Genomic DNA, 15,314 nt, shown 5'->3' on the forward strand with positions numbered 1-15,314 from the left:
TCCTCATCCTCCCCGCTGTTCGCTGTTTGCGGCTCAATCCAACGCAAGAAAGCCATGGAGTTTGCTTAACAGCAGACCATGTCCAACCATGGCATCCATGCGGCCGCCTTCCTTGAGCTTGCGATACACATCCCGAAGCGGAACCCACACAGCTCTAACCCCTTCATCATCTTCATCTTGGAGATTCGACTCCTGACTCCCGGACACCTTCAAATCGTCGGTGAAATAATAATAAACATTCCGGTTAGCGAGCGAAGCCATCGGGTACGCGCAGCCCATATAGGACATGTCCTTGCACAGCACCCCCGCTTCCTCCTCCAGCTCCCGCCTTACGGCAAGGGCAGGCTCTTCACCGGGTTTCACCGTTCCGCCTGGAAGCTCCCATGTGACCTCATTTACCGCTTCCCGATGCTGACATACCATCAGTAGGCACCTTTGATGAATAGCTACAACCGCTGCGGATTCCGGTATCTGATCGATCACAACAATTTCCTGATTCTCGTTTTCTTCCACAGCATAAAAGTCCGTACGGTAAACGATGCGGTTCATCAGCCATATCCACCCTTCCATCTTAGAATTCATATCCTATGAATATATAACCACCTGGATGGAAAGCGTACATTTACAGCGTTTTCAGTTTCATTTATTTTACCAGAAAAGAGAATTAGCTGTCGTTATCAAATTCTCAGGCGCAATCATGCAGTGTGAATGAAGCGTGACGGGCGGTACAGGCTTGCAGAAGTTCTTGAAACATACTATCATATTAAAGAACTTTGCATGGACTATTAAGGGGGTTACGACCACATGATTTTCGAAAATACAGGCTTGGACGGATTACACAGCGATTTAGCTTATCTTGATGAATGTGCCGAGAAGGTAGGCTTCATTCGTTGGCAGTGGGAATACCATCGCGCTACATATGACTTAAAAATCGAAGATAATAAAAATCAGGCAGAATATTTCCTGCGCATTAACACGCGTGCGGTTGAAGGCAAGCTCGAAAAGCCGGACACCATTCTCAAAATCGAAGCGGTATACCTGGGCAAAGCTACGTTTCCGCACGGACTTGAGTATGAATCCGTAGCCCCGCAACCCGTTATGAACGTTGCCACCAAGAAACTTCAAGAGCTTAAAGCTCTTCTGGAAGCGTAAGGTTGAACACGATGAATACGACCAAACCTCAGCCGAAAAGAGGAACGCCTGATTTTCAACTGCTGATTCTCACCTTGCTCTTGGTGGGATTCGGACTGGTTATGGTGTTCAGTTCCAGCTCCAGCTTGGCCGTTTTCAAATTTAATGATCCTTTGTATTTTACAAAGCGGCAAGTCGCCTTTTCGATTCTCGGCATCTTTGTCATGTTTGTTGCCATGAACATCAACTATAAGAAGTACAAGAAGCTATTTATACCGGTCTTTTTTCTCACGCTGCTTTTACTGATTCTTGTTGTTATTATCGGTACTGCAACCAATGGCGCTACAAGCTGGTTTAACTTAGGGAAGCTTGGCATACAGCCGACCGAACTGGCCAAAATTGCGACCATTGTCTATCTCGCAGCACTGATTACCAAGAAAGGGGAACGAATCCGCCAATGGAAGGGCGGTTTCTTCCCCGTCCTTATTATTGTGGGGATCGTTGCCGGGCTTATTATGCTGCAGCCGGACTTTGGCTCATGCTTTATCCTTGTCGCGACCAGCGGTCTGTTGATCTACGCAGGCGGAGCGAACCTTAAGCATATCCTCGGTTGTATCTCGCTGGTTGCTTTAGGCTTGGTGCTTACCCTTGGTATTGGCTCGCTATTCAGCTCCGGCGGCGGCGATCAGGAGCAAGCTTCCAAGGACTACAAGATGGGCCGCATTGAAGCTTTCATGGACCCTTTCCATGATGAGTCGGATACCGGCTACAATCTGGTTCAATCGCTGATTGCCATTGGACAGGGCGGTGTTACCGGGGCTGGATATGGGGAGAGTGTACAGAAGCTGCACTATCTGCCGAATCCGTATAACGATTTTATCTTTTCGGTTATCGGCGAGGAATTCGGCTTTATCGGAACCGCGATATTCCTTCTGCTCTATCTATACTTTATTCTGCGTGGGATCATCGTCTCACTGCGCTGCTCGGATCCGTTCGGGACCTTGACCGGCGTCGGGGTCATGGGTCTTATCGCGATTCAGGCGTTTATCAACATTGGCGGAGTGACCAACACCATTCCGATTACAGGGGTAACTCTCCCTTTCATCAGTTATGGCGGCTCTTCGCTGCTGGTCATGATGTTGAGTATGGGGATCGTGCTTAGCATATCGAGGGACAGCAACCGTCCAATGAAAGAGGAACAAGTTAAATCTGTAATTAAAAAAGACTACCGGGCTACCGTGTAGTCTTTTTTTCTTATTATCTTTTGTCATTGTAAGCCAGGAGGTTTGCCCGGGGCATCCTATTTGGCTCGAAGCTGAACATCGTCGATTTCATCGTCCTTAAACGCTACGCCTTCGACCTTCACGTTGACCTCAACCACACGAAGCCCTGTCATGCTCTCTACTGCTTCGCGGACATTCTGTTGAAGCATGCGGCACACTTCATGTATAGGTGTCTCATAGAGCACGATAATTCGCAGATCCACTGCTGCTTCCAGCTGCCCTACTTCTACTGTAACACCCTTCTGTACATTCTTGCCGCTCAGTCGCTTAGCCCATCCTTCAGACAATCCGCCGGACATTGCTGCAATACCAGGGGTTTCCAAGGCAGCCAATCCGGCAATCTTCGAGACGACATCATCCGATATTCGAATTAAACCGTTATCCAGTTGAAGTTGTTCCGTCATGCCATATCCTCCTTCACCTCATTATGAGTTATTGTAAATGGTAACAGACCTAAAAAGCAAATGCTCCTTTTATAAAAGGCCGATAATTTTCCGAAAAAATTGGGTATATTGTAAAAAGTGATACGAGAATCGTCGTTTGCACTCGTATGAACTTATCAGTACATAAACCATAAGGCAGGTGCAGGTAATGAAAAAATGGCTAAATCCCTCACTTCTCATTTTTACCTTTTTGCTTAGCGCACTTGGGCACTTTGCTAACTGGAACTTCACCCTTCAGTTCATTCTGTCTGCCATTTCGGTTATTTTCGTAGCCGGCTTTCTCGGCAGGGCTACCGAAAGTGTTGCCCATTATGCCGGTCAACGGCTCGGGGGATTCCTGAACGCCACCTTTGGTAACGCTGCCGAATTAATCATCGCCATCCTTCTGATCAAGGAAGGACTGTATGATATGGTAAAGGCAAGCATTACCGGCTCGATCATCGGAAACCTGCTGCTCGTGCTCGGTCTCAGCCTGTTTGCCGGAGGACTCAAGTTTAAAATCCAGAAATTTAACATGACGCTGGCAGGCCTGAACGGATCGCTGATGACGCTCGCCATTATCGCCTTGTTCATCCCGGCTGTCTTTCTGAACACCCATTCCATTACGGAAGGGGAAACCAAGACACTCAGCCTCATTGTTGCAGGAATTCTGATTGTAGCCTACATTGCATGGCTCGGGTTCTCCATGATCACTCACAAGGAATATTTGGCGGATGTCAGCGATGATCGGGATCAGGATGCGCTGCCGCATGAGCATGGTCCGAATTGGTCCAAAAAACGGTCGATTCTATATCTTATCGTCGCTACCGTGATGGTGGCATTCGTCAGTGAATGGCTTGTTGGGGTGCTAGAGCCTATAAGCCATGAATATGGCCTTAGCGAGCTCTTCATCGGTGCCATCCTTGTGGCTATCATTGGGAACGCGGCAGAACACAGTGCAGCCATTATGCTCGCGATGAAGAACAAAATCGGTGCTGCCGTTGAAATCGCCGTAGGCAGCAGCTTGCAAATCGCTTTGTTTGTCGCTCCTGTGCTTGTGTTCATCAGCTTTTTCCTTGGGGATACGATGGATCTCGTATTTACCACGATAGAGCTGGTTGCGATCGGGGTAGCCGTATTCATTGCCAGATCCATTACCCAAGACGGCGCTTCCAACTGGTATGAGGGACTCCTGCTGCTCGCTGTATACGTTATACTAGGCGTCTCCTTCTTCCTGGTATAATCTCTTTAGGAAGCGAAGATACGGATATCTCCCATCGACATCCCAGCAAGAAAAAAACGCATGACGCTTAAAAAGCGACATGCGTTTTCTCTATGTATGCGCCTGTACAAGTACAGGCTATTTGGATTGATTCATGGCTTCGTACAGGACCGCCAGATTGCGTTCGAGCTTGCTGATTAGCTGCTTTCCCGTACTTTCCGGAAGGAGCCCGGCACGCACCGCGAAATCAACCTCTTTGGAGAAACCGTACATTTGGGTGTCCAGTACTTCCTCATAGAGAGGGCAATAACGGGTCGCCAGATTCTCCATCTGCACTTCAATAAGCTTCAAGATTTTATCTGCATCTTCATGAAGAAGACTGATCGCTTTTAAATTCAGCTGTTCCTGTAAATCAGATGAAGTCATGATCTTCCCCCCTATGTCAAAAATCACAGCACAGTTACTACCTTTAATATTAGTCGAAAATGTTTCTCAATACAAGGACCTGGACAAAATAGACTCCCACTCTACGAAAAAACACCCTTCCATTCAATGGAGGGGTGTTTTTGGCAACAGTTATTCAGCCACGACGGTTACATTCAAGCCGTGCTTGGTGAATACGTCGATCATCGCTTTTTTGGCTTCATCCGCATCGGGTCCATGAACATGCAATTCATAGCTTTGGTTGCTGACAAGCGTTGTGAACAGGCCCAAGATGCTTTTAACATCAATGTACTTGTTCTCAGCTTGCAAAACGATAGAGGATGAGAACTGGCTAGCGGTTTGCGAAATTTCTACGATAGCTTGATTGTTATTCGACATACGAATCCCTCCGTAACTTTAGGAACTAGTAATACACATCACTGCACCTTCATGATACATTGAATCCGTTTTCTTATGCAACATTTTTTCCAATCTATTTAAGATTTTCCGGATTTAAAGCTTCCAGTTCAGGTACAACAAAAATACCATCTTTACGGATCAGACGATCATCAAAGTAGATTTCACCACCACCGTATTCGGGGCGCTGAATCAGAACCAGATCCCAATGGATGGAAGAACGGTTGCCGTTGTCTGTTACATCATATGCTTGACCTGGAGTAAAATGCAGGCTGCCGGCAATTTTCTCATCAAACAGGATATCTTTCATCGGGGTCAAAATATAAGGGTTAAAGCCAATCGCGAACTCACCAATGTATCTCGCGCCTTCATCCGAATCCAAAATCTCGTTCAGCCGGTTGGTGTCGCTGCCAGTGGCTTCGACAATTTTGCCATTTTCAAAGCGGAATTTAATATTTTCGAAAGTTACGCCATTATAGAGAGTCGGCGTATTGTATGCAATGGTCCCGTTAACCGAGTCGCGAACAGGCGCTGTATAAACTTCGCCATCAGGAATATTCTTCTGGCCGGAGCATTTCTCCGCACCGATGTTTTTGATCGAGAAGCTGAGATCCGTGCCTGGTCCAGTGATGCGAACCTTGTCGGTGTTTCTCATCAACTCAGCCAGAGGGTCTTGGGCGCGGTCCATTTTGGAGTAATCCAGATTGCATACATCGAAGTAGAAATCTTCAAATGCCTCCGTACTTGTGTTGGCAAGCTGCGCCATGCTTGCGTTCGGATAGCGGAGAACGACCCACTTCGTACGTTTAACACGCTCTTCACTATGTACAGGATGCGAGTATAGCGCATTGAACATCTTCATGTTTTCCTCAGGCACGTCAGCCATGTCGTTGACGTTCTCGCCGGCGCGGATCCCGATGTAGCAATCCATTTGCTTCATGCGCTCAAGATCAAGCTCAGCCCATAATTCAAGCTGCTCCTTGTTTGCATTCATGAGCATAGCTCGTTGAACTGTGCGATCCGTTAATTGCACGAACGGACGGCCGCCCCCTTTTGCGACTTCCTCTATGATGGCATTCAGCAGATCGCGCTCGGTGCCGATCATTTCGACAAGGACATTTTCGCCTGGCTGCATATCTACCGAATAGTTTACGAGATTTTGAGCCAATTTTTGAATTCTGGGGTCACGCATGTATTATCCTCCTTATGATGACTGTTCTCTCTTACTGGAATAAATTGAACAGCGGTAAATTTATTCCTTATTGTAGCACGCCAAGGGCTGTTCGTCAGCGTTTTCCCTGGTATATCTTTTCAGGAGTGCCTCTTCAATAGCCTGTAAACGTGACATCAGACAGCAAAGTTTCTGTACGCGCCTGCCCTTGTCCATCCACGAAAGATAATGTACGCTCCATGCTCACTTTCGTTGGAAGATGGCTTTTTTTGTTAATCGTCATATGAAATACCGAAGCAGCATCAGCTTGATTCAACATTTTTTGCATATCCGTGTAGTCCCGCTCCCACATAGCTTTCAATTGTTTGCGGACCTTCTGATTTTCACTGTATAAGGGATCGCCGGGGCGGTCAATTCGTTCCGCCAATGCCTTCATCTGCCCCTCCAGCGATTCACGGGCCATGTCCGCTGCCGCTTCGGTAGACAATTCAATTCGAAGCATCTTGGTTCCTCTTGCCGCTCCCATTTCCCTGGTTACTGTCTTCTCTGATTTGCCCACATTCTCCAGTAATTCCAACGGATTCAGCCGGGTCATCCACATCTCTTCTGCATGTTTCGAAGAGAGCGTGCTCCACTTCCCCTCCTTCCGCTTAAGCTCCACGGTAACTCCATCCTGCTTCTTATCCGACTTGGCAGCTACCTTATTGTTACGTAATTTTTCAAACGTATTCTTGGATGATAACGTTAAATCCGTATGATGCTGCAGCTTCCCTTCAAAAGCCAGACTTTGCAAAAATGGACCGTTTTGTTCGCCCCGTATCGCTGCTTCACCTTTAAATGAGAAATTGTCCACGCCTGACAGCCCCGCTAACGCACGATTAAACGTTTCCTCAGCTGACTGCCCATCCTGCCAACCACATCCAGCCAAACAACAAACGAAGAGAACCACTCCAATGACGCTATAGCATTTGTTCGCTCTCATATCCATCAGCCTCTCATTGTTCTTGCTCTTAGGCTATCCGGGGTACTCCACATTATACAGACTACAGAAAAAAACCTGCAGCCACTTGCAGCTGCAGGGTATCTCAATCTGACCTGATTTCCGTTTTCTCCACCATAATTCGATTGCGGCCGCCATGCTTTGCTTCGTAGAGGGCCATGTCCGCCCGATAAAAAAGCGACTCTACGCTGATCTTGTCATTCGTCCAATTCCACTCCGAGATTCCGCAGGAAACCGTCACTCGCGGGTCGGTTTCCTCAGCTACTCTTAAGCGAATCCGTTCAGCGACCTGCATGGCCTGCCGAACCCCAAGTCCGGGCAAATACACGGCCAGCTCTTCGCCGCCCCAACGTGCAGGAATATCGCTGTGACGAATGGTTGTTTTTACGATATTGCTGACCTGCTTCAGAATTTTGTCTCCTCGCTGATGACCGAACGTATCATTCACTTGTTTGAATTCATCAATATCTACAACAATGAGCGAGCCGCAAAAATCCCGTTTCTGACACTCATGGATCATTTCGTCGAGATAATGACGCGCATACAACTCAGTCAACATATCCCGGTTCGCCATTCTTCTCACTTCGGCATGCAAAAAGGCATTGCCAATGGCAAGCCCAACATGGCTTGTCAACGCTTGCAGCAGTCGGTAGCTGTTATACGAAAAATAATGCCGCTTCGCATGAGTCAAAAGCACAACCCCGCGTACTTCCCCATTCACCGTCAACGGGGTAGCAATCATCGAGCTGGACTGGGTGCTCTCCATCAGTTTGGATTCTGCAGGACGCTCCTCCTGATAATCGGACAAGATCATAGGTTCCTTCGAATGGTAGACCAGACCGCCCAAGCCGTAATCCTTCTCAAAAATCTCCTTGGTAAGCCCCTCGGCGTTGCACGATACGACTTCAAGCCCGCCTAACTCTTCGTTATATATCAAGATGCAGCAATAATCGGCCTTCAGGATCTTCAGCAGCTCCTGGTTTGCAAACTGGAAAATCTCTGCTAAGTGCAAGCTTTTGTTCAAGCGCTGGGTCAATTCGTTAATCATCCGTAGCTCATGAATCATCAGATTGGACTGCTCGTACAATTTGGCATTCTCAAACGCATTGCCCGCCGCATCGGCCATCATCCCCAGCAGCTCCAGATCCACCTCAGGCAGCTCCGACTTGTCCACTTCAACATGGATGACACCATAAACACCCTGCTTGCCTCCCATGGGGATTCCGATCTCTACGGTCGTGTCGGGGTCTTGATGTTCATGAATCGTCAATGAACCTTCCATAAATGTGCGAACATAGACCTCTTCCTGCCAGTGGTGAAGCAGCAGAGGACGTACCAGTGGGTGACCGCTCTCATGATCTTGTGACATAAACAATTCAACCTTGGCTTTGGGATACAGAGCCAAGACGCTGTCTATGGCTTCAACCAGCACGCAGTCCACATTATTCTGTACATGCATCCGCTTCACATACTGGAACAAGATCGAACGCCTGTGCACTTCAGACTCCGCCTGAGAGTGAACCTTGTCCAAATCTTCAGCAAATATTTTGTCCAGTCTGCGATAGAAACAGGCACGGAATAATAGCGCATACGATTCAGTCAACATCAGCGATTGCTCCGTCTCCATCGGATCCAATGAAACACCGACCCATATCGCGAATACATCGCCATGAACACGGGTGAGCAGCGGAACAGCACATACCACTCTTCCCTCAAAAGATCCCTTCCCTACAATTTGGGCAGCTTTCTGGGATTTTAAGGTGCGCAATATCATCTGAACTTCGCTTTCAACGAAATATTCCATTAAATCAGGCGCTCCTGTCAGCCAAGCTCCCTCATGAGAAAGAAGGGCCCAGCTGATTTTCTTCATCGCCTGCGTGCCTGCGCTTTCTCGTAGCCACTCCTGGTAGCTGTCTGAGAAGAGCGGCTGAAGATAAGGGAAATCATGAGGTGTAATATCCAAGCTCTGATGCAAAAGACAAGACCCGTTTCCTCGAAAATGCCCGGAATCATTGAGCATGATGGCGGAAGCAGGAGAGCTCTCATACACTTTCCGTTGTTCTTCTGACATATAGGGCGCTCCTTTGCACCGTTATAAAAGGTCTATCTACTACGGGAGTTTGAGTTCATATTGTAAGAGACCGCTTGCTGCCGCTTGAATGGTGTTAACCCTACTGTTCAACATTAGGAGACATGGCAACTACCACAATCATCACGTTATGTACTAGATAATTACGACTACTTCATATACTATCATATTACTCTTTTCTACCCATCTTTGCATTATAATTTATGCATTCTCTACAATATTTTTAGGTCCTGAGTCCTATCGACAAAATTAGACATGAACCAAGATTTATAAAGTTAAAGGTTGAACTTGACTTTATCTCATTACTTCATATAATATTTATTGTTGAGTAAGAATGCAATGCATTCGATGAATTTGGGCGGGTTGTGTCACCCTCACGTTATTTGTTACTGACAGGACAGCGGCTGAACTTTCCTATCAGATCTTCCGGAAGATTACGGTTAGAGCAAACAAATACGGCGCAAATAGAGCCCTGATGAAATTTCAATTAAAAAGGAGTCTATATAATATGGCACGTTACACCGGTCCTAAATTTAAATTAAGCCGTCGTCTGGGAATCTCCCTGAGCGGTACAGGTAAAGAATTGGCTAAACGCCCTTTCCCTCCAGGTCAGCATGGTCCTAACCAACGGAGAAAAGTTAGTAACTATGGTATGCAGCTTCAAGAAAAGCAGAAGCTTCGTCATATGTACGGCTTGGGCGAGAAGCAATTTAAAACCCTGTTTAACAAAGCTACAGGCATGAAAGGGATCGCGGGTGAAAACTTCATGATCCTGCTTGAGAGCCGTCTGGACAACCTGGTTTACCGTCTTGGCTTCAGCAACTCCCGTGCGGGTGCTCGCCAATTGGTATCTCACGGTCACGTGACTGTGAACGGCAAGAAAGTCGATATCGCTTCTTACGCTGTAAGCACTGGCGATGTCATCGGTCTTCGTGAAAGAAGCCGCAGCCTTTCTTCCATCAAGGAAGCTTTGGCTAACCGCGTTCATCTGCCAGCTTACCTGGAGTTTGATGAAGCAGCTATGGAAGGGAAATATATCCGTCTTCCAGAGCGTTCCGAACTTTCCCAAGATATCGATGAGAAGCAAATCGTCGAATTCTACAACCGTTAAGATTAACTCGGAACCTGAAAAACCTGAAGGCCCTGGCCTTCAGGTTTTTTTTATGAGAGAGGCTCTTCCCTGGTATCAGAGAATCACAGAAAAGGCAACAGCTAAGTGAAGTCTGTCTTTACCTAGAATATGCCTCGCTAGACATTTTCATTGTGCCCATCGGTAATGCCCCACGTTTATCATCTTAAGAAAGTGTTAGTCTGGCAAATCTACGTTTGCCCACTTGGAGTACATCCCCATCCTGAGGAATGATTTCACCGTAGATATCGCTGCACTTCTGTCCATTCCATTTAACAGCTCCCTGCTGGATACTCCGTCTGGCCTCGCCATTGGAAGCAGCAAATCCGAGCAGCGTCAACAGTTTGACAAGGGAAATCTTACCTTCCTCCAATTCTCCTTCAAGTATCCTGTATTCAGTGAGGTCCTCAGGTAGTGCCTTCTGCTGGAATACAGTCACAAAATGCTGCTGTGCGGCATCGGCAGCCTCTCTCCCATGATACATGCGAACGAGACTGTGCCCGAGGCTCATCTTGGCATCCCTGGGATGAACGCTTCCATCCCGAAGCCCGTCCTCCAAGCTGGTAATCTCCTCATTGGTCAAATCCGTAGCCAAGCGGAAGTATTTGAGCATAAGCTCATCCGGAACGGACATGGATTTACCATATATCTCACTTGGTTCTTCATCAATACCGATGTAATTGCCCAAGCTCTTGCTCATCTTCTGCACGCCATCAAGTCCTTCAATCAGCGGCATCGTAATCGCAACCTGCGTCTCTACCCCATACTCCTTCTGCAGAGTACGCCCCATCAGCAAGTTAAACTTCTGATCCGTCCCTCCAAGCTCGACATCGGTTTTAAGCGCCACAGAATCCATTCCCTGCATCAGCGGGTAAAAAAACTCGTGGATGCTGATCGGGAGTCCTCCCTGATAACGTTTTGTAAAATCATCTCGCTCCAGCATCCGCGCCACGGTAACCTTTGCCGATAAGCTTACCACTTCGGCAAAAGTCATCGGTGCAAGCCACTCGGAGTTGTAATATACCTTCGTTTTCTCCGGGTCGAGCACCTTATCTATTTGTTTCTTGTACGTTTCTGCATGCCGTCTCACATCTTCATCAGACAATTGTTTACGTGTTTCGGATTTGCCTGTTGGATCTCCAATCTTGCCCGTAAAGTCCCCGATGATAAGCTGTACTTCATGTCCGAGTTCCTGAAACTGACGCAGCTTCTGCAGCACGACGGTATGTCCGAGGTGAAGATCTGGTGCCGACGGGTCCATTCCCAGCTTGACGCGCAGTGGCTCGCCGGTTACGACCGATCTCATTACTTTCTGCCTCATCTCTTCCTCAGGAATAATCTCTACCGCTCCACGGGAGATCACTTCCATCTGCCGCTTTACCTCCTGCTGCTGAACATTAGATAAACCATCCCATTCCATGTTTTCATACGCCTCCCTCTATTTATGAACGTAAAAAAGCTCCTACTCATCCCAAGGGACGAGTAGGAGCGCTCGCGTTACCACCCTAATTAAAATCCGTTCTGATGGAAGCGGATTTTCACTTCATTTCCATAACGGGAGTGTCATCCCGGAACCGGACTACTTCAGGCATCCCATTAAATGCTCCTTTTTCCCCCGGTCAGCTCCAGACGGTAATTCAAAGGGGTTCGTTATCGGTTTGCAGCTGCCACCGACTCTCTGGAAACGAATACTCCACCTTCTACTGATGTCCTTCCATGCTTTTCTCGATATGAACTTTGCATTAATTTGTAACATAAGCTTTCCAAAAAAGTCAATCTTCTTCTAAAAAAGGACACGCTAAAGGGGGTTAAGTGATTCAAAACCTTCGATTTATGCTATAATAGGTGCGGTAAAAGGAGGAGTATACATTCATGGTTGAGGAGAAAAAACAAGAGCCTGAAAAACAGAAAAAACCACGTAAACGGTCCTTTCTGCGGGTGCTGGGATCCATTATCGGATGGCTCTTTGTAATAGGTCTGGCGGGAATTTTGTTCGCCGGGGGGGCTGTAGCCGGCTATGTAACCTCTATTGTCGAGAATGAGCCTGTACGTTCAAGAGCGCTCATCGAGAACACAATGAACGATAACGCCATCACTGGCTTCGCCTACTTTGCGGATGGCTCACCAATCGGGCAGTTAAGAACCGAAGAAGACAGACGGCCCGTGGAGTTCAAGGATATACCACAGCTTGTTAAGGATGCCGTTGTATCCATTGAAGACAACCGATTTTATACACATAAGGGTGTTGACTTAAAAGGTACCGCTCGGGCTGTGAAGGAACGTGTGTTGAATGAGCCGGTTCAGACCGGGGGCAGCACACTGACGCAACAGTTGGCCAGGTTAACCTTTTTAAGTCGCGATAAAACCGATAACCGTAAAGTAAAAGAAATGCTGCTTGCCATGCGTATGGAACGTTTTTTGAGTAAGGATCAAATATTAACAGCTTACTTGAACAAGGTTCCCTACGGCAATGGTTCCAGCGGATATCAACTGTTCGGAATCAAGGCTGCGGCAAGAGGAATTTTTAACATCAACAATTTGAATGATCTGAATGTGGCACAGGCTGCCTATTTGGCTGGCCTTCCGCAGCTTCCATCTTCCTACTCTGCCTTCAACGGCAAGGGCGAATTTGACGAGAAAGCATTCGGTCGAGCAGTAAATCGCCAACAGCGCGTGCTAGCAAGCATGCTGGAAGAAGGGAAAATAACAGAAGCCGAGTATCAAGAGGCCAAGGCATTTGATATCAAGGCATCCCTGGCGCCTCGTACACAGAAAGCTTATGTAACTTATCCTTATCTCATGATGGAAGTTGAACGCCAAGCATCAAATATCCTGTTGGAGCTGAGTCAGAAAGCAGGCGAGAACGTAAAAGGCACGCAAGCAAACTCTGATCTGCTGGATGCTTCGCGTGCTCAATTGAGTACCGGTGGATACCGTGTCTACACCACCATCGATCGGACTTTATACAAGACCATGCGTTCCATCGCAGAGGATGATAGCAATTTCTTCGCTGACAGCCCGGAAAAAGGGATGGAGCAAACAGCTGCGATGATGATCGATAACAAGACCGGAGCCATATTAGGCATGATCGAAGGCCGTGATTTCAATCACGAGCAAATGAACCACGCTACCCAGATGATCCGGCAGCCTGGTTCTGCCATGAAGCCTATTGCAGCCTATTTGCCGGCACTCGATTCCGGAGCGATTCAGCCTGCCAGCATTTTGGACGATGCACCGATCATATTGAAGGACTACAGCAAAGTATTCCACATCCCAAAAAACTCGTACACCGGGTACAGAGGATTAATGACGGCAAGACAGGCACTTAACGATTCGACTAATACTGTGGCGCTTAAGCTGTTTAATAACACTGTCGGCATCGAGCAAGCTTGGGATTTCTCCAAAAAACTGGGCATCACCACCCTAGAAGACAGGGACTATTCTGCTGCCACGGGGGTACTGGGTGGTCTGGCACACGGTGTTACCGTTGAGGAGCTCACCAATGCATACAGTGCTATCGGCAATCATGGTAAATTTAACGATGCGTATATGATTGATAAAATCGTGGATTCCAAAGGCAATATTGTCTATAGGCATGAAGTGAAGCCTGAGCAAGTCTTCTCTGAACAAACCGCGTATCTGATGACGGATATGCTTCGTACCGTAGTAACAAACGGTACCGGCAGCAAGGTTAGAGATACGTACAAGAAGTTCAACGAGGTTCCGATCGTCGGCAAAACAGGTTCTACCCAGAATTACGGAGACGTTTGGTTCATGGGATATTCGCCTGATGTGACGCTCGGAGTATGGGTTGGTTACAGAGAGCAAGTCAATACGCTTGTTGGCGACCAACGTAAACATGCGCAGAGCATTTGGGCAAGAATCATGAACGAAGTAACAGATGTCAAGCCAGAGCTGTTCCCTACAAAGACGTTTGAAAAGCCTGAGGGCATTACCTCCAAGACGGTTTCAGCATACAGCGGTAAGCTGCCTACGGCTTTAACGGACAAATTCGTTACGGATATTTTCAATGTAAAATTCGTACCTACCGAAAGCGATGACGGTATTGCAAAAGCAAAATATATCACCTATCGAGGGGTAAATTACATTCCACAGGAAGCGACGCCTCTGGATATGCTAAGAGAACAAGTCGTATTTAAGCGTGAAAAGCCGCTTGACGAGCTCATTGTAGAATTGCAGAATGCCCTGAAAGTCATGAAGGGAGATAAAAAACCACTAGAAGCATATCTACCACAAGACGCTAAGAAGGGAATGCCGAGCAAAGTCGATCCGAGAACGGATGACGGCAAAGCGCCAACACCGCCAAAGAACGTACATTACTCGATGGGCAGTGGATCCATTAGCTTTAATGCCAGCGGATCGCCGGATGTCGTTGGATACCGACTTTTCAAATCGGTGAACGGCAGTCCTTATACCCATCAAGGGCAAGTCGTACTTAGCGACGAAAGCCTTGTCTTCTCGGGCTTAGGTGCGGATAGCATGTTTACCACTTATTATGTCGTTGCCGTAGACGTTGCCGGAAAAGTTTCGGAGCCAAGCGCTATTGTAGGCGGAACCGCACCTGGTCTCCCAGTTCCGGGTGACACGGAAACGACTCCTGATGATGTCATAGATATTCCGGATGATGAAGAACTTACGGAGGAAGAGCCTGAGATTGATTTGGAGGTCGGGAATGAAGGAGCTGCAACAGTACCTACAGCACCAGGTCAACCATCTCTAGTGGCCACTCCAGAGGGTTTTAAAGCCACTTGGAGCGGCAATGCTCCCGAGGAGGAAGTCATGGTCTACAATATCTACATCAGTCCAAATAGTGATGGCAATTACCAGATCCTAGGTTCTAGCAGAAGTACAGATTTCTATTATACCTCCGGGAACCCAATAGGCGGTACCTTCAGAATAACGGCTGTAAACCCGATCGGGGAATCACCTGCCTCCCAGGCGGTATATTTTGAGAAGAATTAAATAGAAGCAAAAAAACCAGCCCCTCCCTACAGAGATCCTCTGTT

The 15,314-nt window shown here is 47.5% G+C and carries 13 protein-coding genes and 1 other annotated feature; of the genes, 5 read left to right on the forward strand and 8 right to left on the reverse strand.

Going from position 1 to position 15,314, the window contains the following annotated elements:
* Nucleotides 1–33: 33 nt before the first annotated feature.
* Nucleotides 34–549 carry an NUDIX hydrolase gene (locus ABEQ74_RS20155; RefSeq protein ID WP_430123922.1) on the reverse strand — a complete coding sequence of 172 codons (516 nt, stop codon included), beginning with the start codon at nt 547–549 and terminating at the stop codon, nt 34–36.
* Between the two features lie 255 nt (nt 550–804).
* Between ABEQ74_RS20155 and ABEQ74_RS20160 the strand changes: the two genes are divergently transcribed.
* Both ABEQ74_RS20160 and ftsW read left to right on the forward strand, forming a co-directional pair.
* A complete protein-coding gene (locus ABEQ74_RS20160; protein WP_053488982.1) occupies nt 805–1,152 on the forward strand; it encodes a YugN family protein in 348 nt (115 codons plus the stop codon).
* Between the two features lie 11 nt (nt 1,153–1,163).
* Nucleotides 1,164–2,375: a putative lipid II flippase FtsW gene (gene ftsW, locus ABEQ74_RS20165; protein ID WP_430123923.1), complete on the forward strand. Its 1,212-nt coding sequence runs from the start codon at nt 1,164–1,166 to the stop codon at nt 2,373–2,375.
* 56 nt (nt 2,376–2,431) lie between these two features.
* Here ftsW and ABEQ74_RS20170 read toward each other — a convergent pair whose 3' ends face one another.
* The gene (locus ABEQ74_RS20170; protein ID WP_053488983.1) at nt 2,432–2,818 is read right to left on the reverse strand and encodes an Asp23/Gls24 family envelope stress response protein; all 387 of its coding nucleotides are present in this window, start codon (nt 2,816–2,818) and stop codon (nt 2,432–2,434) included.
* Nucleotides 2,819–3,005: 187 nt separating this feature from the next.
* Between ABEQ74_RS20170 and cax the strand changes: the two genes are divergently transcribed.
* Nucleotides 3,006–4,079 carry a calcium/proton exchanger gene (gene cax, locus ABEQ74_RS20175; RefSeq protein ID WP_430123924.1) on the forward strand — a complete coding sequence of 358 codons (1,074 nt, stop codon included), beginning with the start codon at nt 3,006–3,008 and terminating at the stop codon, nt 4,077–4,079.
* Between the two features lie 117 nt (nt 4,080–4,196).
* Here cax and ABEQ74_RS20180 read toward each other — a convergent pair whose 3' ends face one another.
* The 5 genes from ABEQ74_RS20180 to ABEQ74_RS20200 all read right to left on the reverse strand — a co-directional run bounded on the left by ABEQ74_RS20180 (nt 4,197) and on the right by ABEQ74_RS20200 (nt 9,140).
* Nucleotides 4,197–4,484 (reverse strand): YlaN family protein, encoded by a 288-nt coding sequence (locus ABEQ74_RS20180; RefSeq protein WP_009589686.1) that lies wholly within the window; start codon nt 4,482–4,484, stop codon nt 4,197–4,199.
* Nucleotides 4,485–4,634: 150 nt separating this feature from the next.
* A complete protein-coding gene (locus ABEQ74_RS20185) occupies nt 4,635–4,880 on the reverse strand; it encodes an HPr family phosphocarrier protein (RefSeq protein ID WP_053488985.1) in 246 nt (81 codons plus the stop codon).
* Nucleotides 4,881–4,974: 94 nt separating this feature from the next.
* Nucleotides 4,975–6,090 (reverse strand): aminopeptidase, encoded by a 1,116-nt coding sequence (locus ABEQ74_RS20190; RefSeq protein WP_430123926.1) that lies wholly within the window; start codon nt 6,088–6,090, stop codon nt 4,975–4,977.
* 133 nt (nt 6,091–6,223) lie between these two features.
* Nucleotides 6,224–7,051, reverse strand: coding sequence for a hypothetical protein (locus ABEQ74_RS20195; protein ID WP_430123927.1), 828 nt, complete (start codon nt 7,049–7,051; stop codon nt 6,224–6,226).
* A 103-nt stretch (nt 7,052–7,154) separates the two neighbouring features.
* Entirely contained in the window at nt 7,155–9,140 is a 1,986-nt protein-coding gene (locus tag ABEQ74_RS20200; protein ID WP_430123928.1) for a sensor domain-containing diguanylate cyclase, read from the reverse strand.
* Nucleotides 9,141–9,666: 526 nt separating this feature from the next.
* On the opposite strand from ABEQ74_RS20200, the gene rpsD reads away from it, so the two are divergent.
* Nucleotides 9,667–10,269 (forward strand): 30S ribosomal protein S4, encoded by a 603-nt coding sequence (rpsD, locus tag ABEQ74_RS20205; protein ID WP_430123929.1) that lies wholly within the window; start codon nt 9,667–9,669, stop codon nt 10,267–10,269.
* 184 nt (nt 10,270–10,453) lie between these two features.
* Here rpsD and tyrS read toward each other — a convergent pair whose 3' ends face one another.
* The gene (tyrS, locus tag ABEQ74_RS20210; protein WP_430123930.1) at nt 10,454–11,707 is read right to left on the reverse strand and encodes a tyrosine--tRNA ligase; all 1,254 of its coding nucleotides are present in this window, start codon (nt 11,705–11,707) and stop codon (nt 10,454–10,456) included.
* 51 nt (nt 11,708–11,758) lie between these two features.
* Nucleotides 11,759–12,013 (reverse strand) — a binding site (T-box leader).
* Nucleotides 12,014–12,159: 146 nt separating this feature from the next.
* Between tyrS and ABEQ74_RS20215 the strand changes: the two genes are divergently transcribed.
* Nucleotides 12,160–15,270 (forward strand): transglycosylase domain-containing protein, encoded by a 3,111-nt coding sequence (locus ABEQ74_RS20215; protein WP_430123931.1) that lies wholly within the window; start codon nt 12,160–12,162, stop codon nt 15,268–15,270.
* Nucleotides 15,271–15,314: the final 44 nt, after the last annotated feature.

The sequence above is a fragment of the Paenibacillus solani genome (genome assembly GCF_050475945.1).
Classification (GTDB): Bacteria; Bacillota; Bacilli; order Paenibacillales; family Paenibacillaceae; genus Paenibacillus_AQ; species Paenibacillus_AQ solani_A.

Excerpts from the sequence above, each read along its gene's own strand:
- ABEQ74_RS20195 (WP_430123927.1), bottom strand. The coding sequence starts at position 7,051 with ATGAGAGCGAACAAATGCTATAGCGTCATTGGAGTGGTTCTCTTCGTT.
- tyrS (WP_430123930.1), bottom strand. The coding sequence starts at position 11,707 with ATGGAATGGGATGGTTTATCTAATGTTCAGCAGCAGGAGGTAAAGCGG.
- ftsW (WP_430123923.1), top strand. The coding sequence starts at position 1,164 with ATGAATACGACCAAACCTCAGCCGAAAAGAGGAACGCCTGATTTTCAA.
- ABEQ74_RS20170 (WP_053488983.1), bottom strand. The coding sequence starts at position 2,818 with ATGACGGAACAACTTCAACTGGATAACGGTTTAATTCGAATATCGGAT.
- cax (WP_430123924.1), top strand. The coding sequence starts at position 3,006 with ATGAAAAAATGGCTAAATCCCTCACTTCTCATTTTTACCTTTTTGCTT.
- ABEQ74_RS20185 (WP_053488985.1), bottom strand. The coding sequence starts at position 4,880 with ATGTCGAATAACAATCAAGCTATCGTAGAAATTTCGCAAACCGCTAGC.
- ABEQ74_RS20160 (WP_053488982.1), top strand. The coding sequence starts at position 805 with ATGATTTTCGAAAATACAGGCTTGGACGGATTACACAGCGATTTAGCT.
- ABEQ74_RS20215 (WP_430123931.1), top strand. The coding sequence starts at position 12,160 with ATGGTTGAGGAGAAAAAACAAGAGCCTGAAAAACAGAAAAAACCACGT.
- ABEQ74_RS20200 (WP_430123928.1), bottom strand. The coding sequence starts at position 9,140 with ATGTCAGAAGAACAACGGAAAGTGTATGAGAGCTCTCCTGCTTCCGCC.
- ABEQ74_RS20180 (WP_009589686.1), bottom strand. The coding sequence starts at position 4,484 with ATGACTTCATCTGATTTACAGGAACAGCTGAATTTAAAAGCGATCAGT.
- rpsD (WP_430123929.1), top strand. The coding sequence starts at position 9,667 with ATGGCACGTTACACCGGTCCTAAATTTAAATTAAGCCGTCGTCTGGGA.
- ABEQ74_RS20190 (WP_430123926.1), bottom strand. The coding sequence starts at position 6,090 with ATGCGTGACCCCAGAATTCAAAAATTGGCTCAAAATCTCGTAAACTAT.
- ABEQ74_RS20155 (WP_430123922.1), bottom strand. The coding sequence starts at position 549 with ATGAACCGCATCGTTTACCGTACGGACTTTTATGCTGTGGAAGAAAAC.